The 18264-nt window shown below is 58.8% G+C and carries 16 protein-coding genes and 2 pseudogenes; 16 read left to right on the forward strand and 2 right to left on the reverse strand.

Translation table 11 applies throughout. The annotated features are described in order from the left end of the window. Positions 1-77: 77 nt before the first annotated feature. Complete coding sequence (locus DLM86_RS17585; RefSeq protein WP_110841344.1) at positions 78-842, forward strand: phytanoyl-CoA dioxygenase family protein; 765 nt, start codon at positions 78-80, stop codon at positions 840-842. A 17-nt stretch (positions 843-859) separates the two neighbouring features. Further along, entirely contained in the window at positions 860-1690 is an 831-nt protein-coding gene (locus DLM86_RS17590) for an AraC family transcriptional regulator (RefSeq protein ID WP_158289534.1), read from the forward strand. Here the strand turns inward: DLM86_RS17590 and DLM86_RS17595 are convergent. Beyond that, positions 1680-2843: an ROK family transcriptional regulator gene (locus tag DLM86_RS17595; protein ID WP_110841346.1), complete on the reverse strand. Its 1164-nt coding sequence runs from the start codon at positions 2841-2843 to the stop codon at positions 1680-1682. The genes DLM86_RS17590 and DLM86_RS17595 overlap by 11 nt on opposite strands. A gap of 175 nt (positions 2844-3018) precedes the next feature. On the opposite strand from DLM86_RS17595, the gene xylA reads away from it, so the two are divergent. The 5 genes from xylA (at position 3019) to DLM86_RS17620 (ending at position 9089) form a co-directional block, all read left to right on the forward strand. Continuing rightward, complete coding sequence (gene xylA, locus DLM86_RS17600) at positions 3019-4335, forward strand: xylose isomerase (RefSeq protein ID WP_110841347.1); 1317 nt, start codon at positions 3019-3021, stop codon at positions 4333-4335. A gap of 43 nt (positions 4336-4378) precedes the next feature. After that, positions 4379-5890 carry a xylulokinase gene (xylB, locus tag DLM86_RS17605; RefSeq protein WP_110841348.1) on the forward strand — a complete coding sequence of 504 codons (1512 nt, stop codon included), beginning with the start codon at positions 4379-4381 and terminating at the stop codon, positions 5888-5890. Between the two features lie 161 nt (positions 5891-6051). Further along, entirely contained in the window at positions 6052-7212 is a 1161-nt protein-coding gene (locus tag DLM86_RS17610; protein ID WP_110841388.1) for a Gfo/Idh/MocA family protein, read from the forward strand. A 13-nt stretch (positions 7213-7225) separates the two neighbouring features. Beyond that, a complete protein-coding gene (locus DLM86_RS17615; RefSeq protein ID WP_110841349.1) occupies positions 7226-7969 on the forward strand; it encodes a ThuA domain-containing protein in 744 nt (247 codons plus the stop codon). A 19-nt stretch (positions 7970-7988) separates the two neighbouring features. Further along, positions 7989-9089 (forward strand): Gfo/Idh/MocA family protein, encoded by a 1101-nt coding sequence (locus DLM86_RS17620; RefSeq protein WP_110841350.1) that lies wholly within the window; start codon positions 7989-7991, stop codon positions 9087-9089. A gap of 38 nt (positions 9090-9127) precedes the next feature. Here the strand turns inward: DLM86_RS17620 and DLM86_RS17625 are convergent, their stop codons facing one another. Beyond that, a complete protein-coding gene (locus DLM86_RS17625) occupies positions 9128-9418 on the reverse strand; it encodes a hypothetical protein (protein WP_110841351.1) in 291 nt (96 codons plus the stop codon). Positions 9419-9694: 276 nt separating this feature from the next. Here DLM86_RS17625 and DLM86_RS17630 point away from each other — a divergent pair, with 276 nt between their 5' ends. The 9 genes and pseudogenes from DLM86_RS17630 to DLM86_RS17665 all read left to right on the forward strand — a co-directional run bounded on the left by DLM86_RS17630 (position 9695) and on the right by DLM86_RS17665 (position 17659). After that, positions 9695-9985 carry an ArsR/SmtB family transcription factor gene (locus tag DLM86_RS17630; RefSeq protein WP_110841352.1) on the forward strand — a complete coding sequence of 97 codons (291 nt, stop codon included), beginning with the start codon at positions 9695-9697 and terminating at the stop codon, positions 9983-9985. A 74-nt stretch (positions 9986-10059) separates the two neighbouring features. Continuing rightward, complete coding sequence (locus tag DLM86_RS17635; RefSeq protein WP_110841353.1) at positions 10060-11241, forward strand: MFS transporter; 1182 nt, start codon at positions 10060-10062, stop codon at positions 11239-11241. Between the two features lie 4 nt (positions 11242-11245). Next, a pseudogene (locus DLM86_RS33200) lies at positions 11246-11735 on the forward strand (transposase family protein); the annotation flags it as partial. 49 nt (positions 11736-11784) lie between these two features. Continuing rightward, positions 11785-12336 (forward strand): GNAT family N-acetyltransferase, encoded by a 552-nt coding sequence (locus DLM86_RS17645; RefSeq protein WP_110841354.1) that lies wholly within the window; start codon positions 11785-11787, stop codon positions 12334-12336. 73 nt (positions 12337-12409) lie between these two features. After that, entirely contained in the window at positions 12410-12535 is a 126-nt protein-coding gene (locus tag DLM86_RS33005) for a hypothetical protein (protein WP_281272157.1), read from the forward strand. A gap of 5 nt (positions 12536-12540) precedes the next feature. Then, positions 12541-13143, forward strand: a complete 603-nt coding sequence (locus DLM86_RS17650) for a ribonuclease H-like YkuK family protein (RefSeq protein ID WP_110841389.1) — start codon at positions 12541-12543, stop codon at positions 13141-13143. A 26-nt stretch (positions 13144-13169) separates the two neighbouring features. Further along, positions 13170-15092, forward strand: a complete 1923-nt coding sequence (locus DLM86_RS17655) for an extracellular solute-binding protein (RefSeq protein ID WP_158289535.1) — start codon at positions 13170-13172, stop codon at positions 15090-15092. 437 nt (positions 15093-15529) lie between these two features. After that, positions 15530-15907: pseudogene (locus DLM86_RS17660) on the forward strand (sigma-70 family RNA polymerase sigma factor); the annotation flags it as partial. 234 nt (positions 15908-16141) lie between these two features. Next, positions 16142-17659, forward strand: a complete 1518-nt coding sequence (locus DLM86_RS17665) for a recombinase family protein (protein WP_110841356.1) — start codon at positions 16142-16144, stop codon at positions 17657-17659. Positions 17660-18264 lie beyond the last annotated feature (605 nt).

The following is an 18264-nucleotide window of genomic DNA, read 5'->3' on the forward strand; positions in this document are numbered from 1 at the left end:
CGGGTATGCTCGAAGTAACCCGCAAGCGGCTTTCACGCGGCACGCTGCGGAGAGACGGAGTGACGGAGGGACGACCGATGGGATTCGCGAATCAAAAGGAGAGACTTTCGCCGCTGACCGGCGCGCAAATCCGGGAGTACGGCGAAAACGGGTACGTGCTGCTGCGCGGCGGCTGCAGCCACGACTTGATCGACGCGTTCAACGCGCACATTTATACGATCCGTTCGTCGGACGATATGCCGGACTGGGCGAAGCCTCGCGCCGGCGTCGTCGTCTCCCCGGCGGACCGGTTCTCGGTGCGGCTGTTCAACCCGCACCGGCACGACGGCTTCGCGCTGCAAATGATGAAGCTGCCGGTCATACGGGGCGCGCTCGCGCAGCTGATGGGCGGAGAGGCGTGCGGCGTGCAAAGCATGTACTTTTACAAGGAGCCGGGGTCGAAGGGACAGGCGGCGCATCAGGATTACTACTACATCCAGAACGAGCCGCGCTCCATGATCGCGGGCTACGTGGCGCTGGAGCGGATCGACGAGGACAACGGCTGCCTACGGGTCGTTCCCGGGAGCCACAAGCTCGGGCTGCTGCCCCACGGGGCGGTCCGCAACAAGGAGGAGCACGAGCCGTGGACCGACGAGACGGAGGGCGTCGACCTGAGCCGGGAAATTCCCGTCGTCATGGAGAAGGGAGACATCCTGTTCTTCCACGAGCTGCTCGTACATTCGTCCACGCGCAACCGGACGAAGGACCGATGGCGGCGCTCGTACGTCTGTCACTACATCCGCCACGATTCGGAAATTACGCAACGGGAAGATTTGAAGAAAAAAATCCGTCTCGACGATTGAGGAAAGGAGGGACGCCGATGGAGGGGACGGGCGAAGGCGAATGGCTGCCGCTTGCGGCGATCCGTTCCGCATATCCGGGCTCGATCGTCTACCCGCCGGGCGGGACTCACGGGCCGCGCCTGCAGGGAGACGTGCAAATCGTCGTGCTGCACACCGGCTCGATTCGTCTCGCGGTCGACGACGACGTGCGCGACATCGCCGCGGGGACGATGGTGCTGCTGACGCCGGGGCGCCGGGAGCATTTCGCCTTCTCGGAGACGGAGGACAGCTGGCATACGTGGGTGACGCTCGTCACCGATCCGCTGCCGCCCGAAGCGATGCGCCGGCTTGCGGAGCTGCCGCCCATGCTGCCGGCGGCGGAGACGATGAACCGGCTGATCGGCGTCATGCTTGCCTGCCGCGACGGCCGCGCGCCCGACGACGGTCCGCTCCTGCGGACGCTGGCGTTGTCGGCGCTGCAGCTGTACGCGGCGGAATCGTCCGCGCGCGCCGATCCGCGAGGCGGGGTGCACCGCGCCGTCACGCTGGCGAAGGACGCGATCCGGTGGCGCTACGCCGAGGAGCTGAGGCTGTGCGACTTGGCTGATGCCGCCCACGTCTCGCCGGAGCATCTGATCCGCCTGTTCCGGCAGTACGAAGGCGTCTCGCCGATGCACTATTTGTGGAGGTTTCGCGTGGAGCGAAGCGGCGAGCTGCTGCGCGGCACCGGGCTCGGCGTCCAGGAGGTGGCGCTGGCGTCCGGCTTCAAGAACGGCCACCATTTCGCCCGGCTGTTCCGGCGTACGACGGGGATGACGCCGACGGAGTACCGGAGCGGGTTCGTCCGGAAGCCGCCCGTCACAACGTAACCCGCTCCTTGGCGAAAAAGGCCGAGATCGCGTAATGCGCGGCGCCGAGCACGGCGGAATGCGTGTCGAGCGAGGCGAAGCGGATTTGCGCCTGCCTGCGGTGGAACGGGAGCGACCGCATCGAGACGACTCGCTCGATCGCGTTGCGGATCCACGGCTCGGCGCGGGTCATCTGGTTGCCGATGACGACGAGCTCCGGGTTGAACGTGTTGACGATGTTGGCGATGCCGACGCCGAGGCTTTCCCCGACCTCGTGGAAAAGGCGGATCGCTTCGGGGGAGCCTTGGCACGCCGCCTCGACGAGCCCGTCGAACCGCTCGATGCCGAGCGGCTTCGCCATGTCCATCAGCGCGCGCTCCGACGCATACTGCTCCCAGCAGCCCTTGTTGCCGCAAGGGCATTTTTTGCCGTTCGTTTCGATCGTCGTATGTCCGATTTCGCCGGAAAAGCCGCCCGATCCTTTCATGAGATGCTTGCCGATGACGATGCCCGCCCCGATGCCCGTGCCGACGCTCAAGTAGACGATATCGGACGCCTCCTTGCCGGCCCCGTAATACATCTCCCCGAGCGCACCGGCGTTCGCCTCGTTGTCGATCGCGACCGGAATGCCGAGCGCGTCCTGTACGAGCCGCTGCAGCTCGACGTTTTCCCATTCGAGGTTGGGCGCGAACAGCACCGTCCCTTTGTCGTCGACGATGCCTGCGACGCCGATGCCGGCGCCGACGATGCCGTACGGGCTTTCGGGCGCTTGCGCGATCAGCGCCTTCACGGTGGCGGCCAGCACGTCCAGCGCGTAGTCGGCGTCCCGCCGCTCGAGCTCGCGCTGCTCCTCGGCGACGATGCGTCCCTCCAGGTCGGTCAGGACGGCGAGCGCGTAGCGGACGCCGAGATCGATGCCGACCGCGTACCCGGCCGTCCGGTTGAAAAGCAGCATGACCGGCTTGCGCCCGCCGCTCGACCGGCCGAGACCGATTTCGGACGCGAGCTTCTCCTCGATCAGCTCCCCCGCGAGCGTCGAGACGGTTCCTTTGTTGAGCCCCGTCAAGTCGGACAGCTGCGCGCGGGAGAGCGGGCCGTGCTTGCGGATCGCGTCGAGCACGATCGCTTTGTTTATTTTTTTGACGAGATATTGATCCCCGGTTGTCGTGTTCAAGTCGAATCCCTCGTTTGTATAAGCGTTGGACTAATAGGTCCAGTGTATTTTAGGTGGTTAAAAAGTTCAACCACGATTTTTGCGAAGACTTTGTTTAACCGATGTACAAAGTGAGCGGCGTTTGCTATGATGGGGGCAGGCAATCTGCAACCAATCCAACGTGGAGGGATTCAACGTGTCCTATTTTTCCAACGTCGCGGCGATACGTTTCGAAGGACCCCGCTCGACCAATCCGCTCGCCTTCAAGCATTACAATCCCGACGAGGTCGTGGCCGGGAAGCCGATGCGCGACCATTTGCGGTTCGCGGTCGCCTACTGGCACGCGTTGACGGGGACGGGCTCGGATCCGTTCGGCGCCGGTACGGCCGAGCGCGATTGGGACCGGTTCAGCGGCATGGACCTGGCCAAGGCGAGGGTGGAGGCGGCGTTCGAGCTGATCGTCAAGCTGAACGTGCCGTACTTCTGCTTCCATGACCGCGATATCGCGCCGGAGGGCGATACGCTGCGGGAGACGAACCGCAACCTCGATACGATCGTGGCGATGATCAAGGAACATATGAAGTCGACGGGCGTGAAGCTGCTGTGGAACACGGCGAACATGTTCACGAACCCGCGCTTCGTGCACGGGGCGGGGACGACGAACAACGCCGATGTATACGCTTACGCGGCGGCTCAGGTGAAGAAGGGGCTCGAGGTCGGCAAGGAGCTCGGCGCGGAAAACTACGTGTTCTGGGGCGGCCGGGAAGGCTACGAGACGCTGCTGAATACGAACATGCAGCTCGAGCTCGACAATTTGGCCCGCCTGTACCGGATGGCGATCGACTACGCCAAGGAAATCGGGTTCGACGCGCAGTTTTTGATCGAGCCGAAGCCGAAGGAGCCGACGAAGCACCAATACGACTTCGACGCGGCGACGACGATCGCGTTTCTCCAGCATTACGGGCTGAAGGATCATTTCAAGCTGAACTTGGAGGCGAACCATGCGACGCTCGCGGGACATACGTTCGAGCACGAGCTGCGAGTCGCCCGGATGCACGGGTTGCTCGGCTCGCTCGACGCGAACCAAGGCGATCTGCTGCTCGGCTGGGATACGGACGAATTTCCGACCGATCTGTACGCGACGACGCTGACGATGTACGAGGTGCTGCAAAACGGCGGGCTCGGCCGCGGCGGCATCAACTTCGACGCCAAGGTGCGGCGCGGCTCGTTCGAGCCGGAGGACTTGTTCCACGCGCATATCGCGGGTATGGACGCTTACGCGAAAGGGCTGAAGACGGCCGCGAAGCTGCTCGAGGACCGCGTCCTCGAGGACGCGGTCGACCGGCGCTACGCCAGCTTCAAGGAAGGCGTTGGCCTCGATATCGTCTCCGGCAAGGCGACGCTCGCGAGTCTCGAGCAGTATGCGCTCGATCATGACAAGCCGATCCGCAACGTTTCGGGACGCCAGGAGCGGCTGAAAGCGGTGCTGAACGACTATTTGCTGTCGGAGTAACTCCGGGCGGCATGGGCCTGATGTTGAATAGGGAGGAACGCCGATGAGCTATGTGATCGGGATCGACTTGGGGACGAGCGCGGTGAAAGCGCTGCTCGTCGACCGGGACGGCCGCGTCCGCGGCGAAGCGTCCGAATCGTACCCGCTGATCTCGGAGAAGCCGGGATATAACGAGCAGGAGCCCGAGCGGTGGGTGGAAGGGACGGTGTCCGCGCTCCGGACGCTCGTCCGCGATTCGGGCGTCGAGCCGGCCGCGGTAGAGGGCGTCAGCTTCTCCGGACAAATGCACGGGCTCGTCCTGCTCGACGCGGAGCGGAACGTGCTGCGCAACGCGATTTTGTGGAACGACACGCGCACGACCGAGCAGTGCCGCGAAATCGAGTCGGCGCTGGGCGGACGGCTGCTCGACATCGCCAAAAACCGCGCGCTCGAAGGCTTTACGCTGCCGAAGCTGCTGTGGGTGAAGCGGCACGAGCCGGAAACGTTCGCGAAGGCGGACGTCTTCCTGCTGCCGAAAGATTACGTACGCTACCGGCTGACGGGCCGTATCGCCAGCGAATATTCCGACGCGGCCGGCACGCTGCTGCTCGACGTGGCGGCCCGACGGTGGAGCGCCGACATCGCCGCCGCCTTCGGCTTGCCCGAATCGCTCCTGCCGCCGCTTGTTGCACCTCACGCCGACGTCGGCACGCTGCTGCCGGACGTCGCCGACGCGACCGGGCTTCCGTCGACGGTGCGCGTCTTCGCCGGCGGCGCGGACAACGCTTGCGGCGCGATCGGCGCCGGCATCCTGTCCGAGGGCGAGACGCTGTGCAGCATCGGCACGTCCGGCGTCGTGCTGTCGTACGTCGGCCGCGGCGACGTCGATTACGGCGGCAGGCTGCACTTCTTCAACCATGGCGAGGCGGACGCTTATTACGCGATGGGCGTGACGCTCGCGGCCGGGTACAGCCTGCAATGGTTCAAGGACGCGTTCGCGCCGCACGTTCCGTTCGAGGCGCTGCTGCGCGGGCTGGACGAGACGCCGCCGGGGGCGGGCGGACTGCTGTTCACCCCGTATATCGTCGGGGAGCGGACGCCGCATCCGGACGCGACGATTCGCGGGAGCTTCGTCGGCATGGACGCGTCGCACCGGCTCGCTCATTTTACGAGGGCGGTCGTGGAAGGGATTACGTTCTCGCTCAAGGAATCGCTCGACATCCTGCGCGGCGCGGGCCACGACATCCGGTCGCTCGTCTCGATCGGCGGCGGGGCGAAGAACGAGCATTGGCTGCAAATGCAGGCCGACATTTTCGGCGCGGACATTCACAAGCTCGAGAGCGAGCAAGGCCCCGCGATGGGCGCCGCGATGCTGGCCGCGTACGGCTGCGGCTGGTTCGGGTCGCTCGCCGAATGCGCGGCGGTCTTCATCAAGCGGAGCAGGACGTTCCGGCCGCGCGAGGAGCAGCGTGCGGCATACGACCGTCTGTTCCGGGCGTATCAAAGCGTCTATGGGCATACGCGGGAGCTGAACGAGGCGCTGGCGGCGTTTCGTAAGCCGCAGGCACAAGCGTAAAAGCAAGCGCCGGCAGAGGCATAGGCACAGGAATAAGCAAAGTCACAATCGCAGTCACTCGCTTGGCGGGCATCATCGATCCTATTGAGGCCGCTTCGCTTCCCCTGCAAAGGAATCGGCGGCTCCCTTTATCCCCTGTAAGGAGGACGAATCGAATGGCGATGGATCAAGTTCGGGTCGGCATGATCGGCTATAAATTTATGGGCAAGGCGCACAGCCACGCGTACCGGGACCTTCCGATGTTTTTTCCGGAGACGCCGCGTCCGGTCATGAAGGCGATTTGCGGACGCAACGAGGCGGGCGTGAATCAGGCGGCGAAGCAGTTCGGCTGGGAGGAAGCGGTGACGGATTGGCGGGAGCTCGTCCGCCGCGACGATATCGACCTCGTCGACATTAATGCGCCGAGCGACGCTCACAAGGAGATCGCGATCGAGGCGGCGAAGGCGGGCAAGCATCTGTTCTGCGAGAAGCCGCTTGCGCTCACGCTGGCCGACGCCCGCGAAATGCTGGAAGCGGCGGAGGCGGCCGGCGTCAAGCATATGATCGGCTTCAACTACCGGTTCGCACCTGCGGTCCGTCTCGCGAAGAAGCTGATCGACGAAGGGCGGCTCGGGCGCATTTACCATTTCCGCGCCGTCTTTCTGCAGGACTGGATTCTCGACCCGGACTTCCCGCTCGTCTGGCGGCTCGACAAAAACGTGGCGGGCTCGGGCTCGCACGGCGATCTCGGCGCGCATCTGATCGATATGGCGCATTATTTGATCGGCGAAATGACGGACGTCGTCGGCATGAGCGAGACGTTTATCAAGGAGCGGCCGATGCCGAGCTCGATGACCGGGCTTAGCGCCCGCGGCAGCAAGGACGCGCCGAAGGGGCCGGTTACCGTCGACGACGCGACGCTGTTCCTGGCCCGGTTTCGGAACGGCGCGCTCGGCAGCTTCGAGGCGACGCGGTTCGCGGCCGGCCACCGGTGCACGAACGGCTTCGAGATCAACGGCAGCCTCGGCAGCGTACAGTTCGACTTCGAGCGGATGAACGAGCTGCAAGTGTACTTCACCGACGACGCAGCCGACGTGCAAGGGTTCCGCCGCGTGCTCGCGACCGACCCGGCTCATGCGTACGCGGAGGCGTGGTGGCCGCCGGGACATACGATCGGCTACGAGCATACGTTCATCCACGAAACGGTGGAGCTGATGGAAGCGCTTCGCGACGACCGCGAGCCGATGCCGAACTTCCGCGACGGCGTCCGCTGCCAGGCGGTGCTCGAAGCGGTGGAGCGCTCGGTCGAGCAGAAGCGGTGGGTCCAAATTAGCGAAATGTGAGGAGGCCGACGACGTGGGCAAGCACAAAAAAGCGTTGATCGTATGGGGCGGCTGGCTCGGACACCAGCCGGAGGAGGTTGCCGGCATATTCCGCGGCGTGCTGGAGGAGGAAGGGTTCGAGGTCGAGGTGTCGAACACGCTGGAATCGTTCGCCGACGGGGAGAAGCTGAAGGCGCTCGACCTGATCGTGCCGGTCTGGACGATGGGCCAAATCGAGCAGGACTTCGTGAACAACGTCTCGGCGGCGGTGCAAAGCGGCGTCGGCCTTGCGGGCTGCCACGGCGGCATGTGCGATTCGTCCCGCACGAACGTCGACTGGCAGTTCATGACCGGCGGCCAATGGGTGGCGCATCCGGGCAACGACGGCGTCGAGTACGTCGTCCACATCAAGCACAGCTCGAGCCCGATTTTGGACGGCATCGAAGATTTTACAGTGAAAACGGAGCAGTACTACATGCACGTCGATCCGGCCGTCGAGGTGCTGGCGACGACGCGGTTTCCGGTCGTGCCGGGGCCGCATTCGCTCAACAAGGCGGTCGATATGCCGGTCGTCTGGACGAAGCGGTGGGGCGTCGGCCGCGTCTACTACTGCTCGCTCGGGCACGTGGCGGCCATCGTCGACATGCCGCAGGTGAAGCTGATGATGCGGCGCGGCTTCCTGTGGGCGGCGGACGGCAAGCGTCTCGCCGAGGAGGCGGCCGCAGGCGGCGCGTCGGGCAGGCAGGCGTATACGGGCATGGCGGACAGCCAACTTTAAGGGCGAAAGGACGACGACGATGAGCAACGTGAACATCGGCATTATCGGCTGCGGCAACATTAGCGCCGTTTACTTCAAAAATTGCAAAACGTACCGGGGGCTCGAGGTCGTCGCCTGCGCCGATCTCGACGTCGCCCGCGCGAAAGCCCGGGCGGAGGAGTTCGGCGTGCCGAAAGGCTGCTCCGTCGACGAGCTGCTCGCCGATCCGGGGATCGATCTCGTCATCAATTTGACGATTCCGGCCGCGCACGCGGAAGTGTGCCTGAAGGCGCTGAACGCGGGCAAGCACGTCTACGTCGAGAAGCCGCTCGCCGTCTCGCGCGAGGACGGGCAGCGCATCGTCGAGACGGCGAAGGCGAAAGGACTGCGAGTCGGCTGCGCGCCGGATACGTTTCTCGGCGGCGGCATCCAGACGAGCGTCAAGCTGATCCGCGACGGCTGGATCGGCCGGCCGGTCGGGGCGACCGCCTTCATGATGGGGCGCGGACACGAGCATTGGCATCCGGACCCGGCGTTTTATTACAAAGCCGGCGGCGGCCCGATGTTCGACATGGGGCCGTATTACTTGACCGCGCTCGTGGCGGCGGTCGGTCCGATCCGCCGGGTGGCGGGGATGACGTCGACCGCGTTCGCGGAGCGGACGGTGACGAGCGCGCCGAAGTACGGCGAGACGATCCGGGTCGACGTGCCGACGCACGTCGCCGGCCTGCTCGAGTTCGCGAACGGGGCGATCGGCACGATCATCACGAGCTTCGACGTGATGGGCGGCTCGACGCTGCCGCGCATCGAAATTTACGGCAGCGAAGGGACGCTGAAGGTGCCGGACCCGAACACGTTCGGCGGTCCGGTGCAGTTCAAGCGCAAGGGGGCGGCGGAATGGAGCGACGTCCCGCTCTCGCACGGCTTCACCGAGAACGCCCGCGGCGTCGGCGTGCTCGACATGGCGAGAGCGATCGCCGAGAACCGGCCGCACCGTGCGAGCGGCGAGCTCGCGTACCACGTGCTCGAGGCGATGCACGGCTTCCACGACGCGTCGGATCAGGGGCGGCACTACGAGATGCACAGCTCGTGCGAGACGCCGGAGCCGATGCCGACGAACGCCGACAGCCTGTGGCTGTAACGGCGTCGTTGCGAGACGAGGGCCCTTCGGGGCTCTTTTTATTGCGCCATCATCGATTTGACCGCTTGCACGGCGGAGCCTACGACGAAGGCCGTGCCGGCCGACAGGACGAACTCGCGAACGTAATAAGCGGCGTTCGGTCGCAGGCCGAACATTTTCGTTTTGCCTTCGGCCTGCAGGCGGGATAAAAACTGCTCCTTGCGGTCTTTGTACGACCGCAGCATGAAGGCGCAAAACACGATGCCCCACAGCACGGAAGCGACCCATACCATTGACCATGCCGCGTTGAAATAACCGACGAGGATGCCGGCGACCCAATGAATTCTCACGGTATATCCGCCCTCCGAACCGAGTAAGGTAGTCCATTCAGTATAGCATACATTCGCGAATGCGTCCGCGTTCCGCCGCGAGCGGTCGCGGACCTTCGTTACGGTGGCGGCAGCGTCCAGGAAGCCGCCTGCTGGACCGCAACAAGTTGGAGCGGATTGGAGCAAGCGCCCGCGAAGACGATTGCCCGGTGCGGCTCCTTTTTTCGGGTATTCGGAAGTTATGGTGGTTTTTTCTAAAAGACTTGATTTGTAACGATATCTTAGTACAATAGTTTTATGACTACTCAAAAAATAACAAGTGATGAGCTCAGAGTCAAAATTTTCAAAGCCTTAGCTGATGAAACGAGATTGGACATCGTGCGAGCTTTATACGCCGGCAAGAAGGAAATGAATTGCGGAGAAGTAGGAAACATTCGCAATACTTCCAAATCGAATACTACGTATCACTTGCGTACTTTGAAGGAGGCGAACTTAATCAACGTACGAAAAGCTGCCCAAGCAAAGTATACGAGTCTCAATTTGGAGACTTTTCAAACGTACTTACCCGGATTTCTGGATACGCTGTAGAAGGAAATCTTTTTTTTCTTCATTAGTTCAATAATTATTGAACATTAGAACAACAAAAAGGAAAGGGTGATACCATGTCAAGAATGACATTCTTATTATTCCTCGTCATGTTTGTCATCGGCACGGATACTTTTTTGATTTCTCCGCTCATTCCCACGCTTCAACAATTGTTCCATATTCCGACCGAATCCGCAGGTTGGATGGTCGGAGCCTATGCTTTAGGCTATGCCCTATTCGCGTTGATTGCCGGACCGCTTTCCGATGGTTGGGATCGCAAAAAGGTTATGCTTTCCGGCATGGTATGCTTCTCGGTTTCCACCCTGTTATGCGGTTTTGCCACAGGTTTTTGGTCGATGTTCTTATTCCGTTTTTTAGCCGGAGTCAGCGCGGCGTTTACGGCTCCTCAAGTCTGGGCTTCAATCCCAGTCCTGATCCCGACGCCGAAGATCGCCAAAGCATCCGGAATCGTCATGGCCGGCGTGGCTGCTTCCCAAGCGTTCGGCATCCCTATCGGAAGCCTGCTTGCCTCCATCCAATGGTCTTATTCTTTTTTTGCAATCGGAACATTTGCGTTAGTAGTGGCCGTTTTCATCTACTACGCTTTGCCCGAAATGAAGCCGGACCAAGACCAAACATCCAAAACTCCTATATTCGGCAGATACATCCCGCTATTGAACAGTCCGACGGCGAGAAGAGCTTTATTCGCTCATTTCTTATTTCAATGCGGATTCTTCGCCTCTTTCTCTTTCATCGGAAAATGGGTGACGGATCGCTTTCACCTTTCAATCGATCAAGCGGGGTATTTGATGTTTTTTCTCGGTTTCGGGAATATAGTCGGGAGCCTCTGCGGTGCCTATGTGATCCAAACATTCAACCGTTTCAACACGCTGGTCGCGGGCTTTCTCGTCTCCATTGCCTGTTTTATTGTTTTGCCTTACTTGCCGTCGGTTGCGGCTTTCGAAAGTGTTTACTTCTTCATATTCGTTACCATGGGAATCGCCTTCCCCCTCATATTGGGACTTCTGAATTCGTTAAATCCGACCATCCGCGGCACGATCTCCAGCTTGGCCAGTTCGATCATGTACGCCGCCACAACGTTCGGTTCTTGGATCGCAGGCCTGATTTATGCATCTTTTAACGGTTTTTCCGCCGTTGGCTTGTTTGCGGCTAGTTGCTTTGCAGGTTCGTTGTTCTTGTTTATATTCAGCGGTATTTTGGCCCATGATGCGAAAACAAAGAAGGAGTTTGCGGCATAGATGCATGGAAGTAATTCAAAAGGATCGTTTAAATCTGTCGGCATTCAACATTCTAAGCATTCATGAGAATGAATTCGATTTTCTGATTCAAGTGGCGGCGAACTCTCCACCTTTGACTTGCCCTCATTGTGGACGTATGGCCAACCTTTACAAACACGATAGCAGGGAACAGATTTGTATGGACTTACCTGTTCGCGGTAAGCGTGCAGGGCTTCTCATCAAGCGTCGGAGGTATCGCTGCAGAGACTGCCATCGAACCTTTTGGGAACACCTAAACCACACCATAGACGAGAAGCGAAATTGCACCAAACGTTTATTGTCTTATATTGAGAAGCAAAGCCTTGAACGCACGTTTGTCAGTTTATCCGAGGAAGTCGGATTGCATGAAAAAACAATACGTAACATCTTTCGCGATTACATCAATCGTCTAAAAGAATCTTCGAATTGAAACACCTATTTGGCTTGGGATTGACGAAATGCGGATTGATAGGCCCGGCCCGGCATGGTAGGATCGATAGCAATACGCGTTCCGGAGGTGCTGCCATGATTGCGGCGTTGCGGCTCGTTTTGCCGTCTCTCGCTTATCGGGAGTCTTATTGGAGCTTCTATGAAGAATGGAAAGAAACGGGCGAAGAGATGGTTCCGTGGGTGATCGAGAAGGACCCGTCCGATTTTGCCGAGTATGTGAACTTCCTGTATTCCCAAAATACCGAGGAGAAGGTAGCCGGCCTCGACTGGGTCCCGCATTCGACGTATTGGCTCGTCGATTCGTCGGACAGCGTGCTCGGGGCGGTCAATATCCGGCACCGGTTGAACGAGAAGCTTCTGAACGCGGGAGGACATATCGGCTACGGCATACGCCCTTCCCAAAGACGCCGGGGGCACGCGTCGACGATGCTGGCGCTGGCGCTGGATAAAACGAGAGAGCTCGGATTGGATCGCGTGCTGGTCGTATGCGATCATGGAAACGTCGGTTCCGAACGGACGATTTTGAAAAACGGCGGCGTGTTCGAATCCGTATTCGTCGAGGAGAACGGCAATGCCGTCAAACGATTTTGGATTCCGTTGGCGGAGACGGGAAAAGCGCCGGACTGATCCGACGGCGATCGGATACGCGGGACCTATCGGACCCGGCCGGTCCGTTTCCTGGAGGAGGCGGTCCGGCTTTTTGCCGTATCCGATCGATTCGCGGCGGAAGGCGGTACCGGGACGAATCCGGGGTTCGAGCTCCCACGGCACGAACATAGTATACAAGGAGGCGGTTCATCCCGAGACGAAGGCGAAGGTGAAGTGAAGAGCATGAGCGCAAATCCCCCGCGCCACGAGGCTTCCGGTCCGACGTTCCAAAACGCGTGCGGCAAGCGGCTGACGCTCGAGGACGTGTTCCGTCACGTAGCCTCGTTTATGGTTCAACGGCCGCAAGCCGAATACCGGTTCATGATCGGCACCGATTGCCAGGCGCACGCCCGGGCCACGACGTTCGTGACCGGCCTCGTCATCCAGCGCGTCGGCGACGGGGCGTGGGCGTGCTATCGGAAGCTGACCGTGCCGCGAAGGCTGCATTCGATCCGGCAAAAGCTGTCCGTCGAAACGCTGCTGTCCGAAGACATCGCCCGGCTATGGAAGGACCGGTACGACGGAAGGCTGGAGCACATCGTCCGCCCTTACGCCCGTCAGGGGGCGGCCTTCGCGCGCTACGTCGACATCGACGCCGGAGACGACTTGGAGGCGAACGGGACGGCGCCGTTCGTGGCGGAGATGGTCGGGCGCGTCGAAGCGCTGGGCTTTGCGGCCCGCATCAAGCCGGATGCGGTCGTCGCCTCCGCTTATGCGAACCGGCATACGAAGCGGCCGGACGGCGGCGAGCAACTTTCCATGCATGTCCAGCGTCTAATTCGGTAAACGGATTGACGAAAGGTGGAGAGGGCTTGGGTACGTTGCGAAATGACGGTTGGCGCCTAAGGACGAGGAGGGCGACGGTTCCCGTCGCGCTCGGCTTGGCGGTCGCGACCGGATGGAGCGCCGTCGGGTCGCCGGTTTTGGCCGAGACGGGGGGCGCTTGGCCGTGGAGCGAGGCTCCGCCGGAAACGGTACTGCCGGCCGCGAACGAAGTCGGCGTGACGTTCGAAGGTACGAACGTCCGTCTGCCTCATCGCCCGGTCGTCGTGGACGGCACGACGATGGTGCCGGCGCGCGCCTTGTTGGAAGGATTCGGGTACCGTCTGGAATGGGACGAAGCGGCCGACTCGTTGAAGGCGGCCCATCCGGCCGGTCAAGGCGTGTCGATGACATTCCGCGTCGGTTCCAAGGAAATCGCCGTCGGCTCCGATCCGTCGGTAAACGGCATTACCGCTTCCGGCACGATGCCGCTGGACGTCGCCCCGTACATCGACCGCGGCTTGCTTTGGATTCCGCTGCGTACGGCCGCGGAGGCGAGCGGCATGATCGTGACGTGGAATTCGTTCGATCGGCTCGTCACCGTCCGCGATCCGAACGCGGAGCTCCGGTTCAGCGTGGCGACCCGCGCGGACAACGGGGAGTACGGGACGCCGGACAAGCTGCGGGACTACATCAAGTCGAAATGGTCGGCCGACGTCCGGTTTACGCTCATCCCGCCGGATTATTACAACGAGAAAGTAAACGTCATGATCGCGGCGGGGGACCCGGCCGACCTGATGCTGCTCGGCAAGCCTTACGCGTTCCATGACGTGCTGTTCGAATCGGTCGCCACCGATTTGACGGATTTGCTGGCCGGTTACCCGCGATTGCGGGCGCTGGCCGAAAGCGGCTCGCCTTCGGCCCGGACGATCGACGGTCGCATGTACGGCGTTCCGAGACCCGGCGACCCGCACGCCGCGCCTTTCCCGGCGATTCGGCAAGATTGGCTGCAAAAGCTGGACCTGGCCGTGCCGAAAACGATGGACGAGCTGTACAAGGCGCTCGACAAGTTCGTTCATGCCGACCCCGATGCGGACGGGAAGCATAATACGATCGGCCTGACAGGCGCCATTACCGGCGGCGGACTCGGCGATTTCGCCTGGGTCGAGCAAGCGTTCACCGGCAGTCCTCACCGGTTTGCCGTGAAGGACGGCAAAGTGACGGACACGGCCGTCGGCGACGGCGAGCGGCAAGCGTTGGAGTGGCTCGCCCGCGCTTACCGGGACGGCCTGATCGACAAAGAGTTTGCGCTTTTGAGCGGGGATCAGGTGAACGACAAGCTGGACCGGAACCGGGCCGGGCTTGCCGCGCTTACGCTGGACGAAGCGGCCAAGCTGTCCGTTTGGAAGGAGGAGGACGTTTATCCGCAAAAGCCGGCTTGGGTCCCGCTTGCCGAGCTGTCGGCCGGAATCGGCGCAGGCGCGATCGCGCCTTGGAGCGCGGAAGGGGCCGGGCTGTACATCATCCCCCGCACCGTGGCGAGCGACAAGGCGGAGAGCATTTTGAAATGGCTGGATGAAGGATTGCGCGTCACCGAAGCCGGCGAATGGGGAGACGCCGGCGAGCTGAAGCCGGAAGATCTCGCCGCGATCGAAAACGTATTCGGGCGCCAATCCGCCCTCCCGTCCGACGAGACGCTTGCGCCGCTTCCCGAAGCGGTCCAAGACGGCTACCGGAAGGCGTACGCCGCCTGGCAAAACGTATCCTACGCGGGACGGACGCTTCCGCAGGCGAACGCGATTTTCGCGACGGGCGACTACGCGGAAATGAACCGGAAGCTGGAGGAGCTGAAGGTGAAGGTGATCGTCGGCGAGGCGTCGATGGCCGATTGGGACAAGGCGGTACAGGAAATGGTGGCGTCGCCGGCCTACCGGGACATGATGGGCAAGCTGGAGAAGCTTGCGGCAAAGTAACGGCGGCAAATTTCCCGACATGCATGCATGAGGCGGCTTCCGCTCCATTTGGAGCGGGGGCCTTTTTTGTTGATGAATCGATGAGTGGCAGGAGGGCAAGAGAATATTCCGAAAGTTCAAGGATGTGTAATCTTTCAATAAACAACAGTTGGAGCGGTATTACACTTTTATAGAAGAACGGAATCGCCTCCGTGTTGTAAATGGGCTGGAGTCAGTGGATGTCAAGATAATCGTAGTATGAACGGATGGGTTTAGCAGGCCGCGTTTTCATACGGACCCGTATGTTATACGCTAGTTTAACTCTGTTGCAACCTGGTTTCATAAAATAATAGAGAATGGAGTAACCCGGCTCCGTCCCCCGATATTTCCCCCGTACAGGCACAACTGGGCATCCACCCACATACATTAAAATGATCTCTTCCTAAGGGGTGACGGATGTGCTCGGATTTTTCGGTGCCGTTTCGCTTTTCATCAAGCAGCTGATGCTGCTCGTCTCGTACGTCAAAAACAACGCGTTCCCGCAGCCTCTCGCCGAAGACGAGGAGGAGAAGCACCTCCGGCGCATGGCCGAAGGGAATCAAGTGTCGCGCAATTTGCTGATCGAGCATAACCTTCGGCTCGTCGCCCATATCGTCAAGAAGTTCGACAATACCGGCGAAGATCTCGAAGATTTGATCTCCATCGGGACGATCGGGCTGATCAAGGCGATCGAATCGTATTCGCCGGACAAGGGGACGAAGCTGGCTACGTTTGCGGCGAGATGCATCGAGAATGAGATTGTAAGGTCAATCGGGTGCGGAAGAAAATGGAAAAAACGAAAGGCTAAAAACTTCATACAGCGTCACAAACGCCCCCTACCTTGCGACATAACGAAACGCAACCAACATGGACAAGGTTTAAGGGGGCGTTTTGTATGAGCAGAAAGGATAAGGGCGTCGTTACTTCAAAACTGTACGCTGTCATTATCGAATCCGATTCGACCGACAAACCCCTAGCCGATTGCTACAACTCAATAAGGGACTTAGTCAGAAAGGAGAAACGGATAAAAAATGATAGCAATTTACGCAAGGGTATCAACGGAAGAACAAGCTAAAAGCGGTTATTCGCTTCAAGACCAAGTTCGCCAATGCCGCGAAAAAGCAGGTCGTGGAACTGACGTTATCGAATATGTTGACGACGGCTATTCTGGTGAGTTCCTTGAACGTCCTGCCTTGACAAAGTTACGGGATGATATTCGAGAAGGTTTGATTGATAAAGTAATTATTTATGACCCTGACCGTTTGTCCCGTAAGCTAATGAACCAGCTTCTTGTCTCAGAAGAAATCGAAAAACATGCTGAACTAATCTTCGTAAATGGCGACTACCAAAAAACACCTGAAGGCATGTTGTTTTATCAAATGCGCGGAGCAATCGCCGAGTTTGAAAAAGCCAAGATTAACGAAAGGATGTCGCGCGGTCGCCGAGAAAAAGCCAAACAAGGAAAGGTCGTTAAAGACGTGAAAGTATATGGCTACTTATTCAATCGAGATACAGAAGAACTAGAAATCTATCAACCCGAAGCGCGAATCGTCCAGCTTATTTACGAGCTATTTACAGACCCTAAGGGAAGAGTTAAAGGTATTAACGGCATAGCCCATTATTTAAGTGATATTGGCGTTCCAACAAAGCGTGGTGGCGTGTGGCACAGGCAAACCGTTCGTCAGATTCTAATGAACGAAACTTATGCTGGCGTTTTCTATCATAACAAGTGGAATACAGAAGGAATCCTTGGTAACAAGTATCGCGGCAACAAAGAAAAAGTTTCGATGAAACTACGCCCCCGCGACGAATGGATTCCAGTAAAATGTCCGGCGATTATCGAGAGGGAAACGTTCCATTACGCGCAAAAGCTGCTGAAGGAATCGAGAAGGCGCTGGGCCGGTAGTCCAAAGAGAGAATATCTTCTAAGTGGTCTGGTACGCTGTGGAGATTGCGGTAATACGATGCCAGGGCGACAGAGCAAGAATTGGGGCAAATACGTCATGGAGTACACCGATGTAAAGAATACAGCGGGCGCCAAGAAACGCGGTTGTGGCAAGCGAATCAGGAGCGAGGAATTAGACCATTTCGTATGGGAAACGTTCGTCAATCTAATGTTAACGCGCGGGGAAGTAGCCGCAGAAGCCGCGGCTACGGCTGAGGATAACGATAAGGCTTCGTACGAGCAGAACGAAGTGGAACGGATTACAACGGAGCTGGAACGCATTAAGGTGGCGCGTCAACGGTTAATTAAGTTCTTGACGAACAACATAGACATTGTTGACGAGGACGACATTCGGGAACAATTAAAGGACTTAAAGGCAAATGAGGAAAACTTGTTGAAGCAGAAAGACGAAATTATAGCGCTTTTGGAATCACAACAGCACGAGGAAGCAAACGAGGAGATTCTTAAAGAAACGATTGAGCAATATTTAACTGAGGAATCGCCGCAATTATTGACGATTGAACGCAAGCAGGAATATCTTCGTAAGGTATTCCGAGAGATAAGGGTTTATGAAAGTGGAAAGGTCGAATTTATTCGGTTATGAATGGCTTCTGTTAAAGGCAGGAGCCTATTTTTTTGTAATATGCTAAAATGACAATATATTTGCTAGAAGCAAGAGTAAAGGGGAAGGTCGGCGTGTGGTATTACATAATCACGTTAGTCGTTATTATTATAATAGGATTGATTTCCTTGTTACTAAATATAAGAAAATTAGCGAAAGAACACGAGGAAGGGATTGAATACATCAATACTTATCGTGAATACTGCGGCAGCCTAATGAAACATAAAGAAGACTATGACTTATATCAAAAGTTGACAATGAACGCTCCTTAATGCAGGAGAAAGTTGGTTCGTTGGGTATAGCTCAACAATGGATTCCGCCATTTTCCCAGTTCGCGTATAGTAATTTTCAACTGATTGTAAATTTATTACCCGAAATAAGGAGAAAGCAAGGTTCACTGGGCGGTTGGAACGACTTAATGGACGAAGAGGTAAAAGCGTATATATCTACAATAGATGAACCTGAATTTCGAAAGTACTGCGCATTAAAAACATAAAAAGGGCTCCAAATCTTTGGTAGAATGGTGTTTGTCCAGGACAACATCACCCAAAGAGAGGAGCACCTTTTAGGTGAAGTCTACCACACCG

Origin of the sequence: Paenibacillus flagellatus (assembly GCF_003217775.1) — a bacterium.
Lineage (GTDB): Bacteria > Bacillota > Bacilli > Paenibacillales > NBRC-103111 > Paenibacillus_AB > Paenibacillus_AB flagellatus.